The following is a 17860-nucleotide window of genomic DNA, read 5'->3' as shown; positions in this document are numbered from 1 at the left end:
AGAGGGACGTCATGTCCGACGCCAGCCAGAGTCCACAAGACAACAGACGGCACCCCCTCTGTTCATCGACAAGGCCCGGGACCTCGTGGACGCCGCTGCCCGACAACGCCCGGCGTCCCCCGAAATCGGCCCAGCCGACGGGGAGATTGAACCGGCCGACGGCTCTCCCCGTTGTTGTCTGCCAAGACAGGCGCCGGGGCTGAACTCGTTGCCCGGCGAACCCACATGATCCAGCGATCAGCCGGTACCACCCTGGTCCACCCTCGCTTCAGGTGGACGGCGACTGCTCGCCACACAGAAGGGAAGACACCGCGATGGCTTTCAACGAGAGAACGTGGAGGCGTGGGCGGAAAACGTCCCTGGACCGCCTACAGCTGTACAGGGACCTGAACGAGAGGGACAACCCTGAGCTCAACCGGTCCGCGAAAGCCCTCTACGAACGCATCCGGTACGAGGGGCGTGAGATCAATGCGGGGCGGACGCCCCAACCGGACACGGACTTGGTTCACCGTCTGGTAGGTCAACTGGTCGCGGCGAGGGCCTTCGAGGTCCGGGGCGACTGGCGGATAGACAACCAGAACAGGAAGTCCCTCCGCGATGACCGCAGGTGGGAAAGGGCTCTGAAGAAGGAGGCCGCACGAGAAGCCGAGAACTCCGGCGCGTGGTCGAAGACGACGGGGATGCCAGCGGAGTTGCGGGCCCTGCTCAACCGCGGCAGGACCCTGGAATTCACGGTCGGGGCAGACTGGCTTGACGCGGTCGATCCGGGCCTCGACCGTGCAACCCCCTCACCCACATTGAACTACATGTGGGGTCACTCGTCCGAGACATACATGGGTACAACCACCGGAACGCTGCACGCAGACGTCTACAGGGGGATAGACGAAAGCAGCGTGCTGAACAAAATCGAGATACCCAAGCTCCTGGACATGATGGAAGCAGGCCAAGTCAACGGCGTGGCTTTCCATGTGCGCCGGAGGAACGAGCAATCAGGCGTCCTGGAAGAAACCGCCGAATACACGATTCACTCCCGGGAATCCTGGGATCAGGTCATGACTCTCGAGCGAACGCCTTCGTATCTCGATGAGCAGAACCGCGAGTATCAGACCCAGCAAATAGGACGCGCGATCCTCCGGAACCGCATGGGCATGCACCAGTCGCTGGACAACTTCAGAACCGTTTTCGAGCATGCGCAGGCGGACCCGAACACGGTCGTCCTCATGTCGGCCGCGGGTGCGCCGGCTCCTCAGCCGCTGGGGGCGGTGACCAGTGAGCGCATGGCAGCGTGGGAACGCCATCCGTCGCTGGACTCGAACGCCGGTCAGAACTGGCCTGCCGGGACATCGGCCGCGCAGACGCTGTGGGACAAGCTCGCCACTCACGCGAACACACAAGGAAGCGTGTCGTCCGCGTCCACAGGGTCGGCCCCGCAGCTGTCCAGGATGGACACTGCCCAGACGACGCAGTCGTACGGCTCCGGCAACTACCTCGGGCCGGTGAACACCGTCGCCAGCCAGCACCTCGAAGCGCCCACTGATTTCAACCAGCAGCTTCCGACCGTCGCCCAGTACCCGAACTACACCTACCCGGCCGACCCAGCCCCGGCGATGCCGTTCACCAGCCCGAACTATGACGGGGAGCAACTCGCGCCCGCCATGTCCAACATGACCGTGGCTTCGCCTGGAGACATGGGTTCCTCGGAGTCCTACTTCGGCGACCAGCGCTACACCAGCCAGCCCCAGAGCTACTACGGCTCAGGTTCACATGGTGGGGGTGAATCGAGCCATCAGCCGAACGTCTATTACCCGAACAGTTCGGGTAATACGACCGGCTACACCATGAATACCAGCCTCAATTCGCAGCAGTACCCGGCGTTCACCATGAACACCAGCATTCCGCGGGACACGTCGAGCCTCACGAGCGCCGCTCCCGGCAATCCGACAGGCGGCCACCTCCAACGGGCAGACCCTCCGGCCCGATCCGCCGGCAGCACCTCCTCCAGCGAAGGGTTCGGTGCGCCGCTGCAACGGGTCAACGCCAATATTCAGACTGAGGCTGAGGCTGTGGCTGAGTCTCCGTCTCCGTCTCCGTCTCCTCCTCCGGTGAGGCGTCGCCGCCGGTAAGCCAGCGGCACGCGTTCTGCATGTACTAGGAGGCACCGGGTGACGAGTAAAGTACGTCGCCCGGTGCCTCCTCCGATCGGCCGCACCGTCAGGGTGCGGCCGTAGGCATCGAGCTGGTGGGTGCGGTTACTTGCGCTTCGCCTTGGGGCCGGCGGGGGAGTTGTCCCTGGACCTGTTGCCGTCCACGGGCCCGTCCCCTTCCCCGCCCCGGCGGCGGATTTCACTGCGGCCCGCGTCGGTCACGGGTGGGTTGAAGTCCTGGGCGGGCACAGGGATGGGCACGTGAGGCTCGAAGGACGAGGTGCTGGACGAGGGTTGGGTGGGTGGATTGACTCCGGGAGGGTACTGACCCGGCTCCGTTCCGACCTGCGTATGTTGATGCATCCCGGCATACAGCTGGTTCTCGACGTCCCCCAGCCTCTGCGGCCCAGGCTGAGCCGAGTGGCGCATCCCGTCAACACCTGTCGCGGCGCCCGCCCCCCAGTTCCCGAGCCCGTCGATCACGCCGGTGATCGGCTTGGTTTTGTTTCCGACCTCTCCGAACGTGTTCGCCCCCGCGGAGAGTATCCGGACCATGCTCGTGGTGATCTGTGGCCAGTCGACCTGGCCGCCCGCTCGATGCTGCTTCGCCTGGCCGACGAGGTCGTAGATTCCCACGCCGGCCTGAGCGAGGATTCCTGCCCCCTTCACGACCGTGTGGGCGGTTCCTTCGGGCACGAAGGCTGAAGCGCCCTGTATGAAACTGGGAGAAACATCGAGGACGGCTCTCGCGAGTTTCTGACGGTTCTCCCAGATCCATTCCTTGCCCGCGTTCCAACGGGCAACATAACCTTCAGGGTGGACCGCGAAAAACTCTCCGGTGTTTTGGCGGTAAACTCCCAGGCCTCCCGGGGGGAGTGGAGGTGCGTCGTCCGGGACCGGCTGATCCGACTCCACGGACCGGATTTCATCCGGCTCCTGCGTTTGACTGCCCTGGCTCTCACTCAGAGGCATTTCGGTGATGTCGACGGACCTGTAGGAGCTGGCGTTGGAAACGTTGCTGTCGTCTGAATGCTCTGAGCCTGGCATTTAGCCCTTCCTCACGGGTGGATGGTCGCTCCGTGCGGTGCCCGTGGCGGCGCCGAGTTCAGCACCGTCGATCGGCCAAGTTCTCCGCTCGACAAGTCACAACGCTTCTGTCGGTACATCAGTTCACTACCTTTGTTCCCCCGGACGCCGGTTTTCGCCGCCCACGCTCCCTCAGCGTGGGCAGGAAAAGAACCGGCAACGTGGCAGAACCGTTCGCGGCTCTTGGCCGTGGTACGAGCGTCGGCTGTCGGGGCCTCGCCGGTCTCGGCGGATTCGCTCGGAGGGAGCGTCGGTTCGGAGCCCTACGCGAACAGCGAACCCTTTCCCTGCCTTCACCACAGGACCAAGGAGTGACGTCCATGATGTCCACCACCCCCCACTTCAGATGGCGTTCACCCGGGCGGCTTGTCCGAGTTGGGCTCACGGTCGGTGCCGAGTTGGCCGTGGCCGCAGCGACGTTGTTCACCGTCGGGCCGGTCAAGTTAGGGCTGGCGTCCGAGGCGTCCGTGCCCGCGGGGCCGATCACCGGGCTGGCCGGCAAGTGTGTCGACGCGGATCGGTCGAGCAGTGACAACGGCACCCCCGTTCAGCTCTACGACTGTCTCGCGAACTCCGCGCAGAGTGTGTCGAACCCGGGGGACGGGACCCTGCGGATACTCGGCAAGTGTCTGGACGCCCTGGACTTCGGTACCGCGGACGGGACGGCGGTCCAGCTGTGGGACTGCCACGGCGGGCCCAACCAGCAGTGGGTGGTCAACGGGGCCCACGACATCGTCAATCCGGCCGCGAACAAGTGCCTGGACGTGCGAGACAACCTCAGCGCCAACAAGACGCGCCTGCAGATCTGGACCTGCACGGGCGCCGCGAACCAGAAATGGGTCACCACGGCGGCACTGGTGCGGGACAAGGGCGAAGCCCCGTCGGGATTCGTGGTGAGCGAGGCGCAGTTCAACGAGATGTTCCCGGACCGGAACTCCTTCTACACGTACAGCGGGCTGACCGCGGCGTTGAGCTCTTACCCCGGCTTCGCCACCACTGGTGACGACATCGTCAGGAAGCAGGAGGCCGCCGCCTTCCTCGCCAACGCCAACCACGAGACCAGCGGCCTGGTGGACATCATCGAGGACGACTTCACCGCGTACACCTCGTACTGCGACCAGAGCAAGCCCTTCGGCTGCCCGGCCGGCATCGACGCCTACTACGGCCGCGGCCCCATCCAGCTCAGCTGGAACTACAACTACAAGGCTGCCGGAGAGGCCCTCGGCCTGGATCTGCTGAACGACCCCTTCCTGGTGCAGAACGACTCCTCCATCGCCTGGAAGACCGCCCTTTGGTACTGGAGCACCCAGTCGGGGCCCGGCACCATGACCCCGCACGACGCCATGGTGAACAAGGCCGGCTTCGGGCAGACCATCCGCTCCATCAACGGCGACCTGGAGTGCGACGGCAAGAACCCCTTCGCGATCGATCGCCGGGTGGATTCCTACCAGCGCTTCACCGCGAGGCTCGGGGTCCCGGCAGAGGGCACCCTCGGCTGCTGAGACGGACAAACTCCGTTCACCGCAAGGCTGTTGAGGTGTGGGTCGGCACGCGCGATGCGTTTCGTCCGGCGCACGCCCCTTCGTACTCCGCACCTCGTACGGCTGTCTCGCCCCCGCTTCCGAAAGGCTGTGACTCTCTCCCCATGGCCGCACGCACCCCCGCTCGTTCCGCCGCGTTGCGCGGCGCCCTCGCTCTCGGCGTCCTCGCCCTTCCCATCGGCCTCCTCGGCGCCTCCCCCGCCCTCCGCCTCCTCAACACGGCCCAGGACGAGCCCGCCCCCAGCACGATCATCGGCCTGGCGGGCAAGTGCCTCGACGTCGAAGGCGCCAACCCGGCCGACGGCACTCCCGTACAGCTCTACGACTGCAACACAACCGTCGCCCAGCAGTGGACGGTCGGCTCCGACGGCACCCTCCGGGCCCTGGGCAAGTGCCTTGACATCACTGATGGTTCGACCGCCGACGGTGCCAAGGCACAGTTGTGGACGTGCCACGGTGGGGCGAACCAGGTCTGGTCCATCAACACCGCGCACGACATCGTCAACCCGCAGGCGGGCAAGTGCCTCGACGTGACCGACAACAACCCGGCGAACAGCACCCGGGCCCAGATATGGACCTGCACCGGCGCCGCGAACCAGAAATGGACCGCGTCAAGTCAGCCTGTCGCCCCGCCCGTTGTCCAGCCCGTCGGCGACCAGTGCTGGGCCACCCACTACGGAGCCCAGCCGGCCGGTGCTCTCACCTCCAGCGGCGAGCTGTACGACAACAACGCGGACACGGCCGCCACTTCGCTCAGCCGCCAGCCGCAGCTGCCGTTCGGGACGCTGGTTCAGGTCACCAACGTCGCGAACGGCAGGTCCCTGGTGGTGCGCATCACCGATCGGGGGACGTTCGCGCAGACGCCCCAGGAACCCAAGTGCCTCGACCTGACCGACGGAGCGTTCGACCGGCTCGGCGGGAGTCTCAATCCTGACGCCGGGCACATCGTGGTCACGCAGCAGGTGTTGAACTGACCGTGCTGCGGAGGGTGCCGCCGCCGTGGGGTCCGGAAACCTTATTTTCCGCGGCTGCGTGGGCGGCTCCGTTCACGGGACTCCTCGCGCGGGCGCCCCGTGTTGGAGTCTCCACGGGGGCGCGACTCCCTGTCCGTGGGGAAGCCGTTGGGCATCATCCCGGCTATGTCCGCCGAGTGCCTCGGTGTCGGGGTTGGTGGTACTGACCGCGACCGATCGGCATCGGTATCGGTACGCGAGTTCTCCGGCCACGGATTCTGGCGTGAATCGGGAGCCGTGGACTGGGAAGCCCTGGTCCACCTACTCCACTGCTGGAACTCCCGGAACCTCTGGGACTCTTCGAGATCCTTTGGCTGCTTCGGCTCCTTGAGCCGCGGGTCAGGTTCCGGGAGCTGCGCCTGCTTCGACGAGTTGTTGGCTTCCTGTGCCTGCAACGCTGCCCTCTCCCGCAGCTGCCCCGTCTTCCGCCTCATCCCCATGGAAAGCCCGAGCGCCGCCCCTCCCGCACCGCCCAGCGCGGCCGCCAACGGCAGCGCCAGTCCCAGCCCCAGCGGCCCTGCCAGCGCGAATCCCACGGCTCCCAGGACCAGCGCCGGCCCCCATATGCCCTTCGTCCGCCATATCTGCCGCCCGATCCACCGTGCCGCCCGTCCGAGAGCTCTCAGAATTCCCACAGCTGCGGCTCCGGATCGTGGCGTCGGTGAGGAATCGGATGCGGCAGGAGTCCGTCTCCAGAGGACCGGACCCGGCGGCGTCACATAGGAGCCGCCGGGTCCGGTGCCGACTGGGAGGCCGCCGGGGGGATGGCGTCCTCGCCACCTCCACGGGAAAGGGACCCGAGTGGTTCACTGCGCGGCCTCGGTGAGATCGGTCGTGGCCGCGGATTGAACTGTTTGCCCTCGGGGCCCGTTGCGGCGTTGTGCAGGGACCGCGTCCGTGTTCTGGCCGGGCGGTTCGGGTTCGTCGAGGATCCGGATCGGGGCCACACGGACGGCAACGTCAGGAGGGGATAGGCATGGGCCTGGGTGAAGAAGAGGACGAGCCGATCTCGGGGGACAAGCACCTCGCACCCGGGGAACCGGTGGACGGCGGCTCACAGAGTCCCGCCCCGGAGACGCCCGGGACCATTCCCGTGATCGTCGCCGGCGACGGCTCCGCCTCCATCGACGGCATCCCCGTACCCGTGATGGGAGGCGAATCGGTCGACGTCGCGATCCTCGACACGCTCCACGGGTACGCCCGCAACCGCAACTCCACCGTAAGAGCCTCGATTTCCGACCCGTCCGCGGGATACGTCGCCATCGTCGAGGTCGCACCCGACGGCTCCAGCCAACTGGTCGAGCAACGCCAGGAAGGCTCCACCGAGGACTCCGGGTCCGAACAGCCCGCGGACCAGTCCGACTTCTCCGACATCGACGACGATACCGATACCGGTGTTGATACCGATGCGGATGCGGATGGCTACGACGCCGCCGGTGACTACAACACTGCCTATGGCTACGCCGCTACTGACGACAATGACCACAATGATGGCGACGACGATGACGCGGTGGCCCTCGTGCCGGAGCGGCCAAGGCCGAGAATCTCAGCCCCCGCTCTCAGCGTCCCGAACCTCGGCCTGGGCAACATCCGGAAGAAGATCCTCCGCCAGTCGGACGACGAGTACGAGCCGCCCTCGTTCCTCAAACGCCCCCTCGGCGTAGGAATAGCAGGCGTCGTAGCAGCCGCAGTCATCGTCGTCCCCCTGGTCATGCTCGGCAGCGGCTCGGGCGGCGGCGAAGGCCAGGATGGTCAGAACCAGGCCGCCGACTCCACAGCCGCCGACACCACCTCACCCACGCCAGTCGAACTCACACCGAGCTACTCCACCTCCCCCAGCCCATCACCATCCCTGTCACCCGCACCGTCACGCTCCCCCTCACCGTCGCGCTCCCCCTCTCCCTCAGCATCCACCTCGGCAAAACCAAAACCGAAGACGAAGACGAATCCGAAGACCACGGCGAAGCCGAAGGCGCCGACAACGCCCAAGCCCCACAAGGAGACCGCCGCGGAGGCCGTCATGAAGTTGGCGGCGAGGGATCCCGGGCGGCACATCTGCTACCGCGTGTACCTCGACAAGGACGGCTGGCAGAAGCCGGCGTGCGACGGCACCACGGCCGGACGTGTGGGCACCAGCCAGAAGATCAAGTCGATCAACACGGCGACGGCGGGTACGAAGGGCACGGCCTCCAGTGCCTGGGTCCACATCGAGGAATGGAAGGCCCCCTGGAACGGGGCGGCCGATGGCGTCGACAACTACATCGGCTCCACCAAAGCGAGTTACCCGTACATCCTGGGCTTCGTCATCAACGTGGGTGACGGCGCGGTCTGCCAGAACGCGGCCGTCAACGGCCGTTGGGGCGGGCTGGGATGCGACCAGCCCACGGGCCAGGCGCCGGGCAACTTCATCTGGGGCGGCACCCAGGACAACTCCCTCTGGCTGCAGGCCGTCAGGTTCACCGTGTGAGCGGAAGGGACGGTGCCGGGCCGCGTTGACGCCGCCCGGCACCGTCCCTCGGCGCACCGAGGCCGCTCTACTTGTTCCACCTCTTGTTCGTGTTGTTGACCTCCAGCTCCGCCGCCGTCAGATCCACGTGCAGCGGGATTCCGGGACGGTTTCCGACCTTGATCAGGAAGTTGCCGAGGCCGGGCGGGTCGGTGCGGCGGCCGTTGGCGCCGTCCCATGCGGGCGGGGTGGACCAGTCGACCAGGAGACGCTTCTCCGGCTCGGTCAGCTCGACGATCTGGGCGAGCTGAGGCATCTCGGCCGGGGGCAGGCCCGCGCAGATCACCATGCCCGCGCGTTCGACGAAGCCCTTGGCCTTGGTGCGGTCCTCCTCGGTGGGGAGGGCGAGCAGGTCGTCGAGGCTGTGGGTGATCATGGCCAGACCGACTCCGCGCTGCCGGTCAAGGCGGGTGAGCGCGTTGACCCGGTCGACCAGACCGCGGCCCGCCTGGAGGACACGCCACAACTCGTCCATGACGAGGAAGTAGTTGCGCTGCGGCTCAAGACCGGCGTCCGCGAGCGCGTGCGCCGCGGAGACCGCGCCGAAGCCGTACGACCAGCAGGACAGCAGCGCCGCCGCCTGGAGCAGCACCTCGCTGTCGTCGATGCCGCTGATGTCAAAACAGACCGGCCGGTCGAGCTTCATCGGCTCGGTGGTCTGCTGGGCGAAGGTGCCGCCCAGCCGGCCGTCACCGAGCAGCGCGGTCAGCGACGCCTCCAGGTTCTCGGTGATGTCCTGGTAGCGAGTGATGTCGCCGCGGTCCAGGGCGACCGAACGCACCGACTCCGGGGCCTCCTTGATGACCCGCACCAGGTCGCCGAGTACGGGTATGTCGCCCGGTCCGTGCCGGTCGTCGAGGACGTTCAGCGCCGCCGAGATGATCGTCTCCTCGCGGTCGGTCGGTGGTGCCGAGCGCAGGATGGTGATGAGCGCGGAGACCATGTGGAGACGGCGGCCGTGGATGTCGGCGAGGAGCCGGTGGCGTGCGTCGCCGGTGAGCCGGGCCGCGGCCTCGATCGACGCACCGGGGTCCAGGACGTTCAGGTTGCCACGGCCTCTGCCCAGGCTGATGACCTGCCCGCCGATCGCCCGGATCAGGTCCACATAGTCGGGCTTGAGGTCGCCGAAGATCAGCGGGTGGACGCCGTAGCCGGAGAGGCCAAGTGCCATGCGTCGTACGATCGTTGACTTGCCGAGGCCCGGGCGGCCCAGCACGAACATCGAGGGGTTGGCCAGCAGGCCCGTGCGCGTGAACCACGACACGGGGTCGCAGCACACCGTGGCTCCCGAGTCGAGGTCGCGGCCCAGCGGCACCCCGACCATGGGGGTCCCCGCGCCCGCGCCGAACGGCCACAGCCCGCACACCTGCACCGAGGTGCCGCGCCACTCCGGGGCGGGATCCACGTACCCCACCATGCCGCCGCCATGGCCGGGCCAGCCACGGGACGTGACGCGCGGCGGTCGGAGTTCCCTGGTCGTGCGTGCCATTGAACTTCCCCTGTACTGGATCGAGTTGTCCTGGATCGAGTTGTCCTGGATCGAGCCCGACAAATGAAGATCGAGCCCCGCAATGAACCCCGCAATGAACCCCGCATCGACCTCTACATCGAGTCCCGCACCGTCTGCGGCAACGCCGTGTGCAGCGGCAGTACCAGCCCCAGCGGCAGCGCCGCGGCGAACGCCGCCGCCTGCGAGCCGTAGACGGGCCGCACCGCGATGCGGGCGGCGGGTGCCAGGTTGTCCACGGTCGCGGCGGCCTTCGCCAGTTCGTCGGCGGAGTTGACTGTCGCCGTGATCAGTAGTCCGAAGCGGATCACGCCGTGGCCTTGGGCCTGCTCCTCGGTGGTCCTGCGTGCCGCCGTCAGCTCCGCGTCGTCGCGCGCCTGGCCGACCTGCGACTGCTGGGCGTTGAACAGGGCGTTCTTGTAGTCCTGTTGGACGACCCGGGCGCCCTCGGCCCGGGTGTGCGGGCGGTAGAGCAGGGTGACCCGCTTGCGGGCGATGTCTCGGTTGGGCTGTACGAGGGCGGTGAGGACGTTGGAGAACACCTCACCCTGCGGGGCCTCCGTCATGGCCCAGGTGACGCTGAAGACGCCGTCGTGCCGGTAGTGGTCCCAGGATTCCTGGGCGGCCATGGGCCCGGCCTGGTCCCAGGTCAGCCCGGTGCCGCCGGAGCCACGCGCCTCCTCCACCAGGGACGCCACGGTGGGGTCGTAGGCGACGCGTACCGCCTCGGCGAGCTCGGTCGCGGTCATCGGCACGGCCGTGCCGGCGCCGGTCATGGACAGCCCTGCGGTCAGGCCCGGCAGGCGGGTGCCGATGTGCAGCGCCATGTCCTCGACGCTGCGGCGAGGTGTGCCCTCGCGGGCGGCGCCGGAGTACGTAAGCGCGATTCGCGTGGCGATCTGCGCCGAACCGGCGGGATAGGCGGCCAGCACCTCCCGCAGCATCGATCTGGCCAGGTCGGGGGCCCCGTCGACGGCGTTGGCCGCGATCTCCTGCTGGAGCCGGACTCCGGAGTCGGGGGCTGTCTCCACGGTGACGCTCGCGGCGACGAGGCCCGGCTCGGCGCCCAGGGCGGACAGCCACTGACCCCAGTGGGCCACCCAGACATCGACCTGCTGCTCGTCGACGAGGGCGGCTCCGTCCGCGTCGCAGGAGATGACGACGGTGTGGTGGCCGGTCGCCGGAATCGTGATCACGGCGAACGGGCGGCCGTAGCCGTCCCGCGCCTCCGTCAAGGTCGACTCGGCTGCCAGGCCGGGCAGTTGGCAGGTGCCGTAGCCGGTCAGGCCCAGCGGACCCGAGCGGTACTGATGGCCGCCGGACGAGGTGGTGCGCCGCCAGGCCAGCCGGACCGCGCCGCGCTGCATCAGAGTGCGGCCGTGCCGGTCCCGCAGTGCCAGCGGGGCCAGGGCCATGACCAGCACCACCCCCAGGGCCAGCGCGGCCCACACGGAGACCAGCGTGGCCAGGACGACGGCGATCAGTCCGGCGAACAGCAGCAGGGTCGCCCCGAGGGACAGACCGCGCAGGCCGGAGGTACGGGGCTTGCGGAAGTTGCCGTACGTGCGGGGGCCGGTTGCTTCAGTGGCTGCCACGGGGCTCCTCCTGGTGGTGGTCGGTGTGCCGCCAAGCGGGCAACAGCAGGGAGGCCGTCGCGTCCCACTGGTGCTCGGGCTCTGTCTCCGCGGTGTCGTCCGGATACGCCGGGTCCGTCTGGTCCGTCTGGTCCGTCTGGTCCGCCGTCTGTGGCGGCCAGGTGGTGTCGCCCGCGGTGCGCTCGCCGTCCGGAGCTCCACGTGCGCCGTCGGCGCCCGGCGCGGGCCCCGGCCCGCCCGCCTTCGCTCCCGGGGTGACGCGCGCGCCGGTGGTTCCGTAGCCGTCCGGGTGCACGGCGGCCCCGGACACCGACCGGCCGGCGGCCGGACCGCGCAGCTGCGGTACGGACAGCGCACCGGTGGCCGCGGCCGAGCCGCCCGCACCGGCGGACGTCTTGCCCGCGCGGCTCGTCCCGGACACCGCCGCCTGTACGACTGGAGCGGCGAACCGCATCAGCGCGGGCAGCGTGAAGCAGGCCAGGACGATCAGGACGACCCCGGAGACCATCGAGACGACGTCGTTGTCCTGCGTCTGGCCGGACATCGAGAACGCGGCCGCGTACACGACGGCCGCGGCCGGTTTGTACAGCACGAAGGCGAGCAGCCAGCCCACGGACCTGCGGAACCAGACCCGGCCGGTGGCGGTGGAACTGGCCGCCGCCGCCAGCGGCAACGTGCCGGTCAGGATCACCAGCATGGCCATCCGTACGATCATCAGCGCGATCTGCGCCACACTGCCGACGATCACCAGCACGGCCATGATCAGGACGAGGAACGACGAGTCCGCGTCGCTCAGCGCCAGCATGGCCGAGGTGCGTTTCTCGAACTCGGCCACGCAGCTGGCCACCGGCTCGCCGGTGGCGCTGATCTTCTGGCAGCCGGTGGACCTGTCGATGATCCAGACGCTGAACTTGTCCCCCGCGTCGGCCAGCAGATTGACCGTGGCGACCCCGGCGGAGGAGACCACCACCAGGTTGAGCAGCCCCTGGAGGGCCTGCCGGGCGGGTTCGCCGCGGCGCTGCCAGGCGAGGTGCCCGGCCGCGACGAGCAGACACAGTACGGCGGTGAACGTGGTGAACCAGAGCGTGGAGCCGCGCAGGAACGCCACCGGGCCGCCTTCCTCGCCCAGGTCGGGACTGCCCAGGTCCATCCACGCGCTGCCGAGTGCCTTGACGGTGATGCTCGCCGCCTGCGCGGCGCTCTCGGCTATGTCGTCGAACCCGGTGTCGCCGAGGTTCTTCGGGGCCGTCCCCGTCCCCTTCCCCACGCAGTAACCGCCGACCGTGGGGGGTACCCAGCCGAAGTCGCAGCCCGCCATCAGACGCCTCCCCACTGGGTGTATCCGGCGAGGGAGTCGACCGGGGCGGGGTCGGCCGGGTCGGCCGGGTACTCCAGCCGCCAGTCCCCGTCCTGCCACAGCACCGTCGTGGTGGCGGCCTGCAACTGCCCGTCAGGGAACCGCCACACGGTCTGGATCACCGCGGTAGTGTCGTTGTAGGTGACGAACCTGAATCCGGCGATCTGCCCGTGGGAGCCGCTGTCCCCGGCCGGGGCCGCCGTCTGCTCCGCCTTGGTCCGGTCGGTGATGTAGGCGTCGCGGCCCGCGCCCACGGTCTGGGTGCGGGTCACCTTCAGCCAGTCGTCCGCGGCCAGGTAGCGCACGCTGATCTGGCTGTTGGCCAGCAGGGCGCCGACGGGGGTGTGCGCGTAGCAGCGCGCCACGTCCTTGCCCGCCGTGGCCGGGCCCGCCTCCTCCGAGGAGGGGAGGGCGACGCTGCCGTACAGGTTCCAGGTCACGCCCGCGGGTGCGGAAGTGGGCAAGTCCTGCTCGCCGTCGGCCAGTTCGGGGCACGAGCCGCCGTCGGCGGCGGCGGACCCGGACGGCAGGCCGGCGGCGCGGGCGGCGGGTGTCTCCGCCGTGCTGGTGCCGCCGTTTCCGGAGGTGTCCGAGGTGACGGCGAGCACTGTGCCGATGACGGCGATGAAGCCGATGAACGCGGCGGCGAGGACGAAGCCGGTACTCAGCCACGGGCTGCGCGGCTCATCGGCCGCCGCGCTGTTGCCGGGCTCTGCCATGTTCCTCCCTCATCCTCGTGAGTTGTCGGGTGACGGGTGGCCAGGGGCGTGGGGTGCGCGTGGGGTGCGCGTGGGGGCCGGTTGGCCGGTTGGCCGGAACACCAGGCGCCGACGCCAGCTCGCCTGACGGACTCTCAGCTCACGTCGACGCCTGGTCGGCGTCCGGCTCTCGGCCCGCGTCGACGTCTGCTCGGCATCCGGCTCCCGGCCCGCGTCGACGTCTGCTCGGCATCCGGTCGCCTAGACGAGCGCGCCGACAAGGCCCGAAGCGGAGCCGACGAGCAGGCACGCGCCGAGGACGAACCCGAGTCCCCTGGCGTGCTCGCGGGCGCCTCCCCGGGAGTGGTCGACCGCCATCCTGGCGGCCACGCCGAAGATGCCCGCGACGCAGAGGGCGGTGACACTCCAGGCCACCCACTTCAGCACCGTCAGCAGGCCTTCGGCGCCGGGTGGCGCCTCGCCCCCGCCGACGTCCGGCGGGCCGGAGGGGACCGGGGTCGCGGCGGCCAGGTGGGCAATCGGGGCTATGTGCGGTGAGGCGTCCAGAACGACCGCCAGCAGGCTGGACAACGGGTTCTCCCTAAGCGGGGCGGGATAAGCGGGGCGGGCTAAGCGGGGCGGGTGAGTCGGGACAGGTCGCGCGCCAGCGGCGCGCACTCCTTGGGCAGGTGCGCGATGGGCGATTCACCGAGCCGCCAGGGCTCCACCCACGGGATCTCCCACAGCCGGGGCACGGCGCCGGAGACCAGCCGCACCAGGTTCTGCAGAACCCGGGGCCGCCTGCCGGGGGCGTCGGCGACGACGACAAGGCCGAGCAGATCGACGCCGGGGACCATGCCCGAGGCCCACTGCCGCGCGGCGTTCTGCGCGGCCTTGATGCCGTTCGCGCTGGAGCGGGCGACGAGCACGACCGCCGGGGACTGCGCGGACGCGGGCCAGGCGAGCCCCGCGTCCTGGCCGCCGGGCACGGCCCGCTCCAGCGTGCTGACGCCCGCGCCGCCGTGCACGCCGAGCCACCACCAGCCGTGCGCGGTGCCGGGCCGCGGCCCTGCGACGGGCAGCCCCTGCTCGGGTCGCGGCACTCCAGCACCCTGCGGCGCCACCGGGCCGGTGAGCTCTGCCGACACGTCCTGAACCGATCGCAGGGATTTCCCGTTGCTGCCCCCGGAAGGGCGTGACTGCGGCAACCAGGGATTGATGACCGGTGCATCACCCGCCACGGCAACTCCTTCCACTGCTGACTCGACTGACTCAACGCGCCCATAGTACACATAAGTTAGCAATACAACACAAGTGATTACTTATCAGGAATACGAAATTTAGGGCGAGTTGAGGCAATTCCGGAGCGCTTGGTTCCCGGATCGCAGGTCTATTTGGGGGGTTGCAGATGACCGGCCATACCGCGCAGGCACGATCGACGATGCTGGTGACGGGTTGCAGCGTCCTGGCGTTGATCGGCTCTCTGGTCGGCCTGTCGGTACTGGGCGCCGTGGACCAGAAGGAGGAGGCCGCCGCGTCCGTGGGGTTCGCGACCACGCTGGACGCCAAGGGCGTTCCGACGGACTACGTGGCGTGGATCGAACGCGCGGGCCGGCAGTGCGAGGAGGTCAGCGCGCCTCTGGTGGCCGCGCAGATCAAGGCGGAGTCCAACTGGGACCCGACCGCGGTGAGCCCCGCCGACGCACAGGGACTCAGCCAGTTCATACCCGGCACCTGGGCGACCTGGGGCGTGGACGCGGCGAGCCGGGACGGCAGCCCCCAACCGGACGGCGTGGCCGACCCGTTCACCCCGGGCGACGCGATCATGACGCAGGCCCGCTACGACTGCTGGCTCGCCGACAAGGTCAAGACGATGGAAGCGGACGGCGACCCCACCCGGCTGATGCTCGCCGCCTACAACGCGGGCCCCGGCGCGGTCCAGCAGTACGGCGGTGTGCCCCCGTACCCGGAGACCCAGGCCTACGTCGCCAGGATCATCAAGTCGATGTCCGACTTCACCGGCGACGAACCGGGCCAACCGGCCGAGCAGGGCGGCGCGTTCGGTGACCGGGTGGTGGCGGCCGCCAAGAAGTGGCTCGGCACCCCGTACTCATGGGGCGGCGGCGGGCCGGAGGGCCCAGGGCGCGGATTCGCCCAGGGCGCGAACACGATCGGGTTCGACTGCTCCAGCCTCGTCCAGTACGCGGTCTACCACGCCAGCGGCGGCGAACTGCTCCTGCCGCGCGTCTCCCAACTCCAGGTCGCCTCGGGCAAAGCGGTGGCACGCGACGACATGCGGCCGGGCGACGTGATCGGTTTCAAGCTGAACGGCAACTACGACCACATCGGCATCTACATCGGCCACGGTCAGTTCATCCACGCGCCGAAGACCGGAGACGTGGTCAAGATCAGCAACCTCGACGAGGCCTACTACACCTCGAAGACCCAGAAAGTGAGGCGGTTCGGATGACTCCCCCCAGTACGCGGGACACCACCGCCGTGGCCGCGACGGTACTCGCGCTCGTCCTCACCCTGGGCGGCTGCGGCTCCGGCGGCGAACAGGGCGCGTCCGACCGTCCGTCGGCTCCCGCCGCGACCGGCACCGGCCCCTACCCGACCCCGCCCGACGCCCGCGAGGCCGCGCCCCTGCCCGCGGGGGCCAAGGGCACACCCAAGGGAGGCGTCACCAGGCCCGCCGACGTCGACCAGCGGAACGCCGACGCGGTCGGCCGGGGCGCGCTCGAGGTGATGTGGACGTTCGACGCCGACATCGACAGCGGCCCGCAGGACGCCGGAGTGCGCGCCGCGGACGCGGGCTGGCTGACCAAGGCGTACGCGACACAGTTGCGCGCGCACCGGTCCCGCTCGGTAGCCGGCGCCCAGTGGCGGGAGTGGGCGGGCCACCGCGCGTACACCGTCGTCACGGTGCGCAAGGCCGAGGACGCCGCCATGCCCGGCGACACCGGCACCGAGGCGTGGGGGCAGTGGACCGTCACCGCCACCCCGTTCGGCCGCGACGGGTGGAAGGGCGGACCCACCACCGTCGCGGCGTTTGTGCACCTCACCCGCACGGCAGCCGGCGGGACGTGGCGTATCGCCGACGTCACCGTCCCATAGCCCGGAGGGATTTCATGCCTACGACGTATGAGGACGAGGAAGTGCCGGCGTGGCCGGTCTACGCCCTCACCGTTCACGACGGCGGCGGGGTCGACGCCTCCGGCCCGCTGGTGCCCGCCTACGCGCATCCCGACCGCGCCTCGGCCATCGACACCGTGGCCGCGGCGGCCGCCCGCCTCGGCCGCCCCGTACGGGCCGAGGCCACCGAACCGGACGGCGCCGTATGGCATTTGGTCATTTCGCCCGAGGGAGCGGTGGGGGAGGTCCCGGGCAGCGGACAGCGTGCCAAGGCGACGAAGAAGCGCCAGGACAAGCCCTCCGCCCGGCCCGGGAACGCGGCCACGGAACCGGCGGCGCCGCAGGTCCCGGCAGACGTCCACGGAACCGCCGTCGCCGTACGGACTTCCCCGGGGCCGCCGGCCGCCGGGCACCCGGTTACGGCCGTGTCGAGCCGGCCGCGCCCGAGACCGTCGGTGGTCGCGTCGCGTCAACTTGGTCCGGCGGCCGCGTCGAGCCGTCCTGTTCCACTGGCCGTGTCGAGCCGGCCCGTTCCAACGGCCGCGTCGAGCCGTCCCGTTCCAGCGGCGGCCTTGGTCGGCCGCGCCCTCGAAGCCGACCCGGGGACGAATCCCGGAACGAATCGCGGAACGGATCCCGGAACGAATCGCGGAACGGATCTCGGAACGGATCTCGGAACAGATCCCGGCACGGATCCCGGCACGGATCCCGCGGAGTACGCCGAGTCCCTGGCCATGGTCACGAAGCTCCTTCAGACGGGCCGGGTCGGCAAGGCCGCCTCGCTCGCCTCGCGGCTGGACGAGCAGGCCGCCGGCACGCTCGGGGTCTCCCACCCCGACGCCCTGCGCATCCGCGAGATCCGGGCCCGGGTCACCGCCCTGGCCGGGAACGCCCTCGGCGGCGTACAGCTGTTCCGCGATGTCGCCGAGCGCTGGCACTACCAGGGGAACGGCGAGCGGGCCGAGGCCGCGGCGGCCCGCGCGCAGGCGCTCTGGCTGCAGATCACCGACCTGGACCCCGCGCTGTCCGCCGCCGTGGCCGTGGTCCGGCTGCGCAACCAGATCCCGGGCGAGGGCGGCACGGCGCTCACCGCCGCCCTGCACCACAGGGCATGGCTGGAGGCGTCCCGCGTCGCGGGCGGACAGCCGCTGCGGGAAGTCGCCCCGGCGGGCCCGCCCGGCATGGTGCGGACCCGGCGTCCGATGCCGTCCTGGGAGCGCCCCGCGCAGGAGACCCGGACGGCCAGGTGAGCCCGGGGCCGTCCGGTGGCCCGCCGAA

The 17860-nt window shown here is 69.6% G+C and carries 13 protein-coding genes and 2 pseudogenes; 8 read left to right on the top strand and 7 right to left on the bottom strand.

Going from position 1 to position 17860, the window contains the following annotated elements:
* Positions 1 to 314: 314 nt before the first annotated feature.
* Positions 315 to 2123: a hypothetical protein gene (locus AB0N66_RS32905; protein ID WP_365441904.1), complete on the top strand. Its 1809-nt coding sequence runs from the start codon at positions 315 to 317 to the stop codon at positions 2121 to 2123.
* Positions 2124 to 2249: 126 nt separating this feature from the next.
* On the opposite strand, the gene AB0N66_RS32900 is transcribed toward AB0N66_RS32905, so the two are convergent.
* Positions 2250 to 3191: a hypothetical protein gene (locus tag AB0N66_RS32900; RefSeq protein ID WP_365441902.1), complete on the bottom strand. Its 942-nt coding sequence runs from the start codon at positions 3189 to 3191 to the stop codon at positions 2250 to 2252.
* Between the two features lie 359 nt (positions 3192 to 3550).
* Between AB0N66_RS32900 and AB0N66_RS32895 the strand changes: the two genes are divergently transcribed.
* The 4 genes and pseudogenes from AB0N66_RS32895 to AB0N66_RS32880 all read left to right on the top strand — a co-directional run bounded on the left by AB0N66_RS32895 (position 3551) and on the right by AB0N66_RS32880 (position 8251).
* Positions 3551 to 4732 (top strand): glycoside hydrolase family 19 protein, encoded by a 1182-nt coding sequence (locus tag AB0N66_RS32895; protein ID WP_365441900.1) that lies wholly within the window; start codon positions 3551 to 3553, stop codon positions 4730 to 4732.
* Between the two features lie 143 nt (positions 4733 to 4875).
* Positions 4876 to 5382, top strand: a pseudogene (locus tag AB0N66_RS32890) (ricin-type beta-trefoil lectin domain protein); the annotation flags it as partial.
* A 93-nt stretch (positions 5383 to 5475) separates the two neighbouring features.
* Positions 5476 to 5745, top strand: a pseudogene (locus AB0N66_RS32885) (septal ring lytic transglycosylase RlpA family protein); the annotation flags it as partial.
* Between the two features lie 1015 nt (positions 5746 to 6760).
* Positions 6761 to 8251: a hypothetical protein gene (locus AB0N66_RS32880; protein WP_365441898.1), complete on the top strand. Its 1491-nt coding sequence runs from the start codon at positions 6761 to 6763 to the stop codon at positions 8249 to 8251.
* A gap of 67 nt (positions 8252 to 8318) precedes the next feature.
* On the opposite strand, the gene AB0N66_RS32875 is transcribed toward AB0N66_RS32880, so the two are convergent.
* The 6 genes from AB0N66_RS32875 to AB0N66_RS32850 all read right to left on the bottom strand — a co-directional run bounded on the left by AB0N66_RS32875 (position 8319) and on the right by AB0N66_RS32850 (position 14595).
* Positions 8319 to 9779, bottom strand: a complete 1461-nt coding sequence (locus tag AB0N66_RS32875; RefSeq protein ID WP_365441897.1) for an ATP/GTP-binding protein — start codon at positions 9777 to 9779, stop codon at positions 8319 to 8321.
* Positions 9780 to 9892: 113 nt separating this feature from the next.
* Complete coding sequence (locus AB0N66_RS32870) at positions 9893 to 11392, bottom strand: SCO6880 family protein (RefSeq protein ID WP_365441896.1); 1500 nt, start codon at positions 11390 to 11392, stop codon at positions 9893 to 9895.
* Positions 11379 to 12710, bottom strand: coding sequence for a hypothetical protein (locus tag AB0N66_RS32865; RefSeq protein ID WP_365441894.1), 1332 nt, complete (start codon positions 12708 to 12710; stop codon positions 11379 to 11381). Before AB0N66_RS32865 ends, AB0N66_RS32870 begins: the two co-directional genes overlap by 14 nt.
* Positions 12710 to 13468 (bottom strand): hypothetical protein, encoded by a 759-nt coding sequence (locus tag AB0N66_RS32860; RefSeq protein WP_365441892.1) that lies wholly within the window; start codon positions 13466 to 13468, stop codon positions 12710 to 12712. The genes AB0N66_RS32865 and AB0N66_RS32860 overlap by 1 nt, the downstream gene beginning before the upstream one ends.
* 240 nt (positions 13469 to 13708) lie before the next feature.
* Entirely contained in the window at positions 13709 to 14038 is a 330-nt protein-coding gene (locus AB0N66_RS32855; RefSeq protein WP_365441890.1) for a hypothetical protein, read from the bottom strand.
* 38 nt (positions 14039 to 14076) lie between these two features.
* The gene (locus AB0N66_RS32850) at positions 14077 to 14595 is read right to left on the bottom strand and encodes a DUF6668 family protein (RefSeq protein WP_365441888.1); all 519 of its coding nucleotides are present in this window, start codon (positions 14593 to 14595) and stop codon (positions 14077 to 14079) included.
* 260 nt (positions 14596 to 14855) lie between these two features.
* On the opposite strand from AB0N66_RS32850, the gene AB0N66_RS32845 reads away from it, so the two are divergent.
* The 3 genes from AB0N66_RS32845 to AB0N66_RS32835 are packed head-to-tail and all read left to right on the top strand — an operon-like array spanning position 14856 to position 17832.
* On the top strand, positions 14856 to 15917 hold the full coding sequence (locus AB0N66_RS32845; protein WP_365441886.1) for an NlpC/P60 family protein: 1062 nt from the start codon (positions 14856 to 14858) through the stop codon (positions 15915 to 15917).
* On the top strand, positions 15914 to 16564 hold the full coding sequence (locus tag AB0N66_RS32840) for a hypothetical protein (RefSeq protein ID WP_365441884.1): 651 nt from the start codon (positions 15914 to 15916) through the stop codon (positions 16562 to 16564). Before AB0N66_RS32845 ends, AB0N66_RS32840 begins: the two co-directional genes overlap by 4 nt.
* Before the next feature lie 14 nt (positions 16565 to 16578).
* Positions 16579 to 17832, top strand: coding sequence for a hypothetical protein (locus AB0N66_RS32835; RefSeq protein WP_365441882.1), 1254 nt, complete (start codon positions 16579 to 16581; stop codon positions 17830 to 17832).
* The last annotated feature ends 28 nt before the right edge of the window (positions 17833 to 17860 follow it).

The organism is Streptomyces sp. NPDC093544 (assembly GCF_040683495.1).
Lineage (GTDB): Bacteria > Actinomycetota > Actinomycetes > Streptomycetales > Streptomycetaceae > Streptomyces.
The sequence above is the reverse complement of the archived record's forward strand: the minus strand, read 5'-3'. Positions and strand labels throughout refer to the sequence as shown.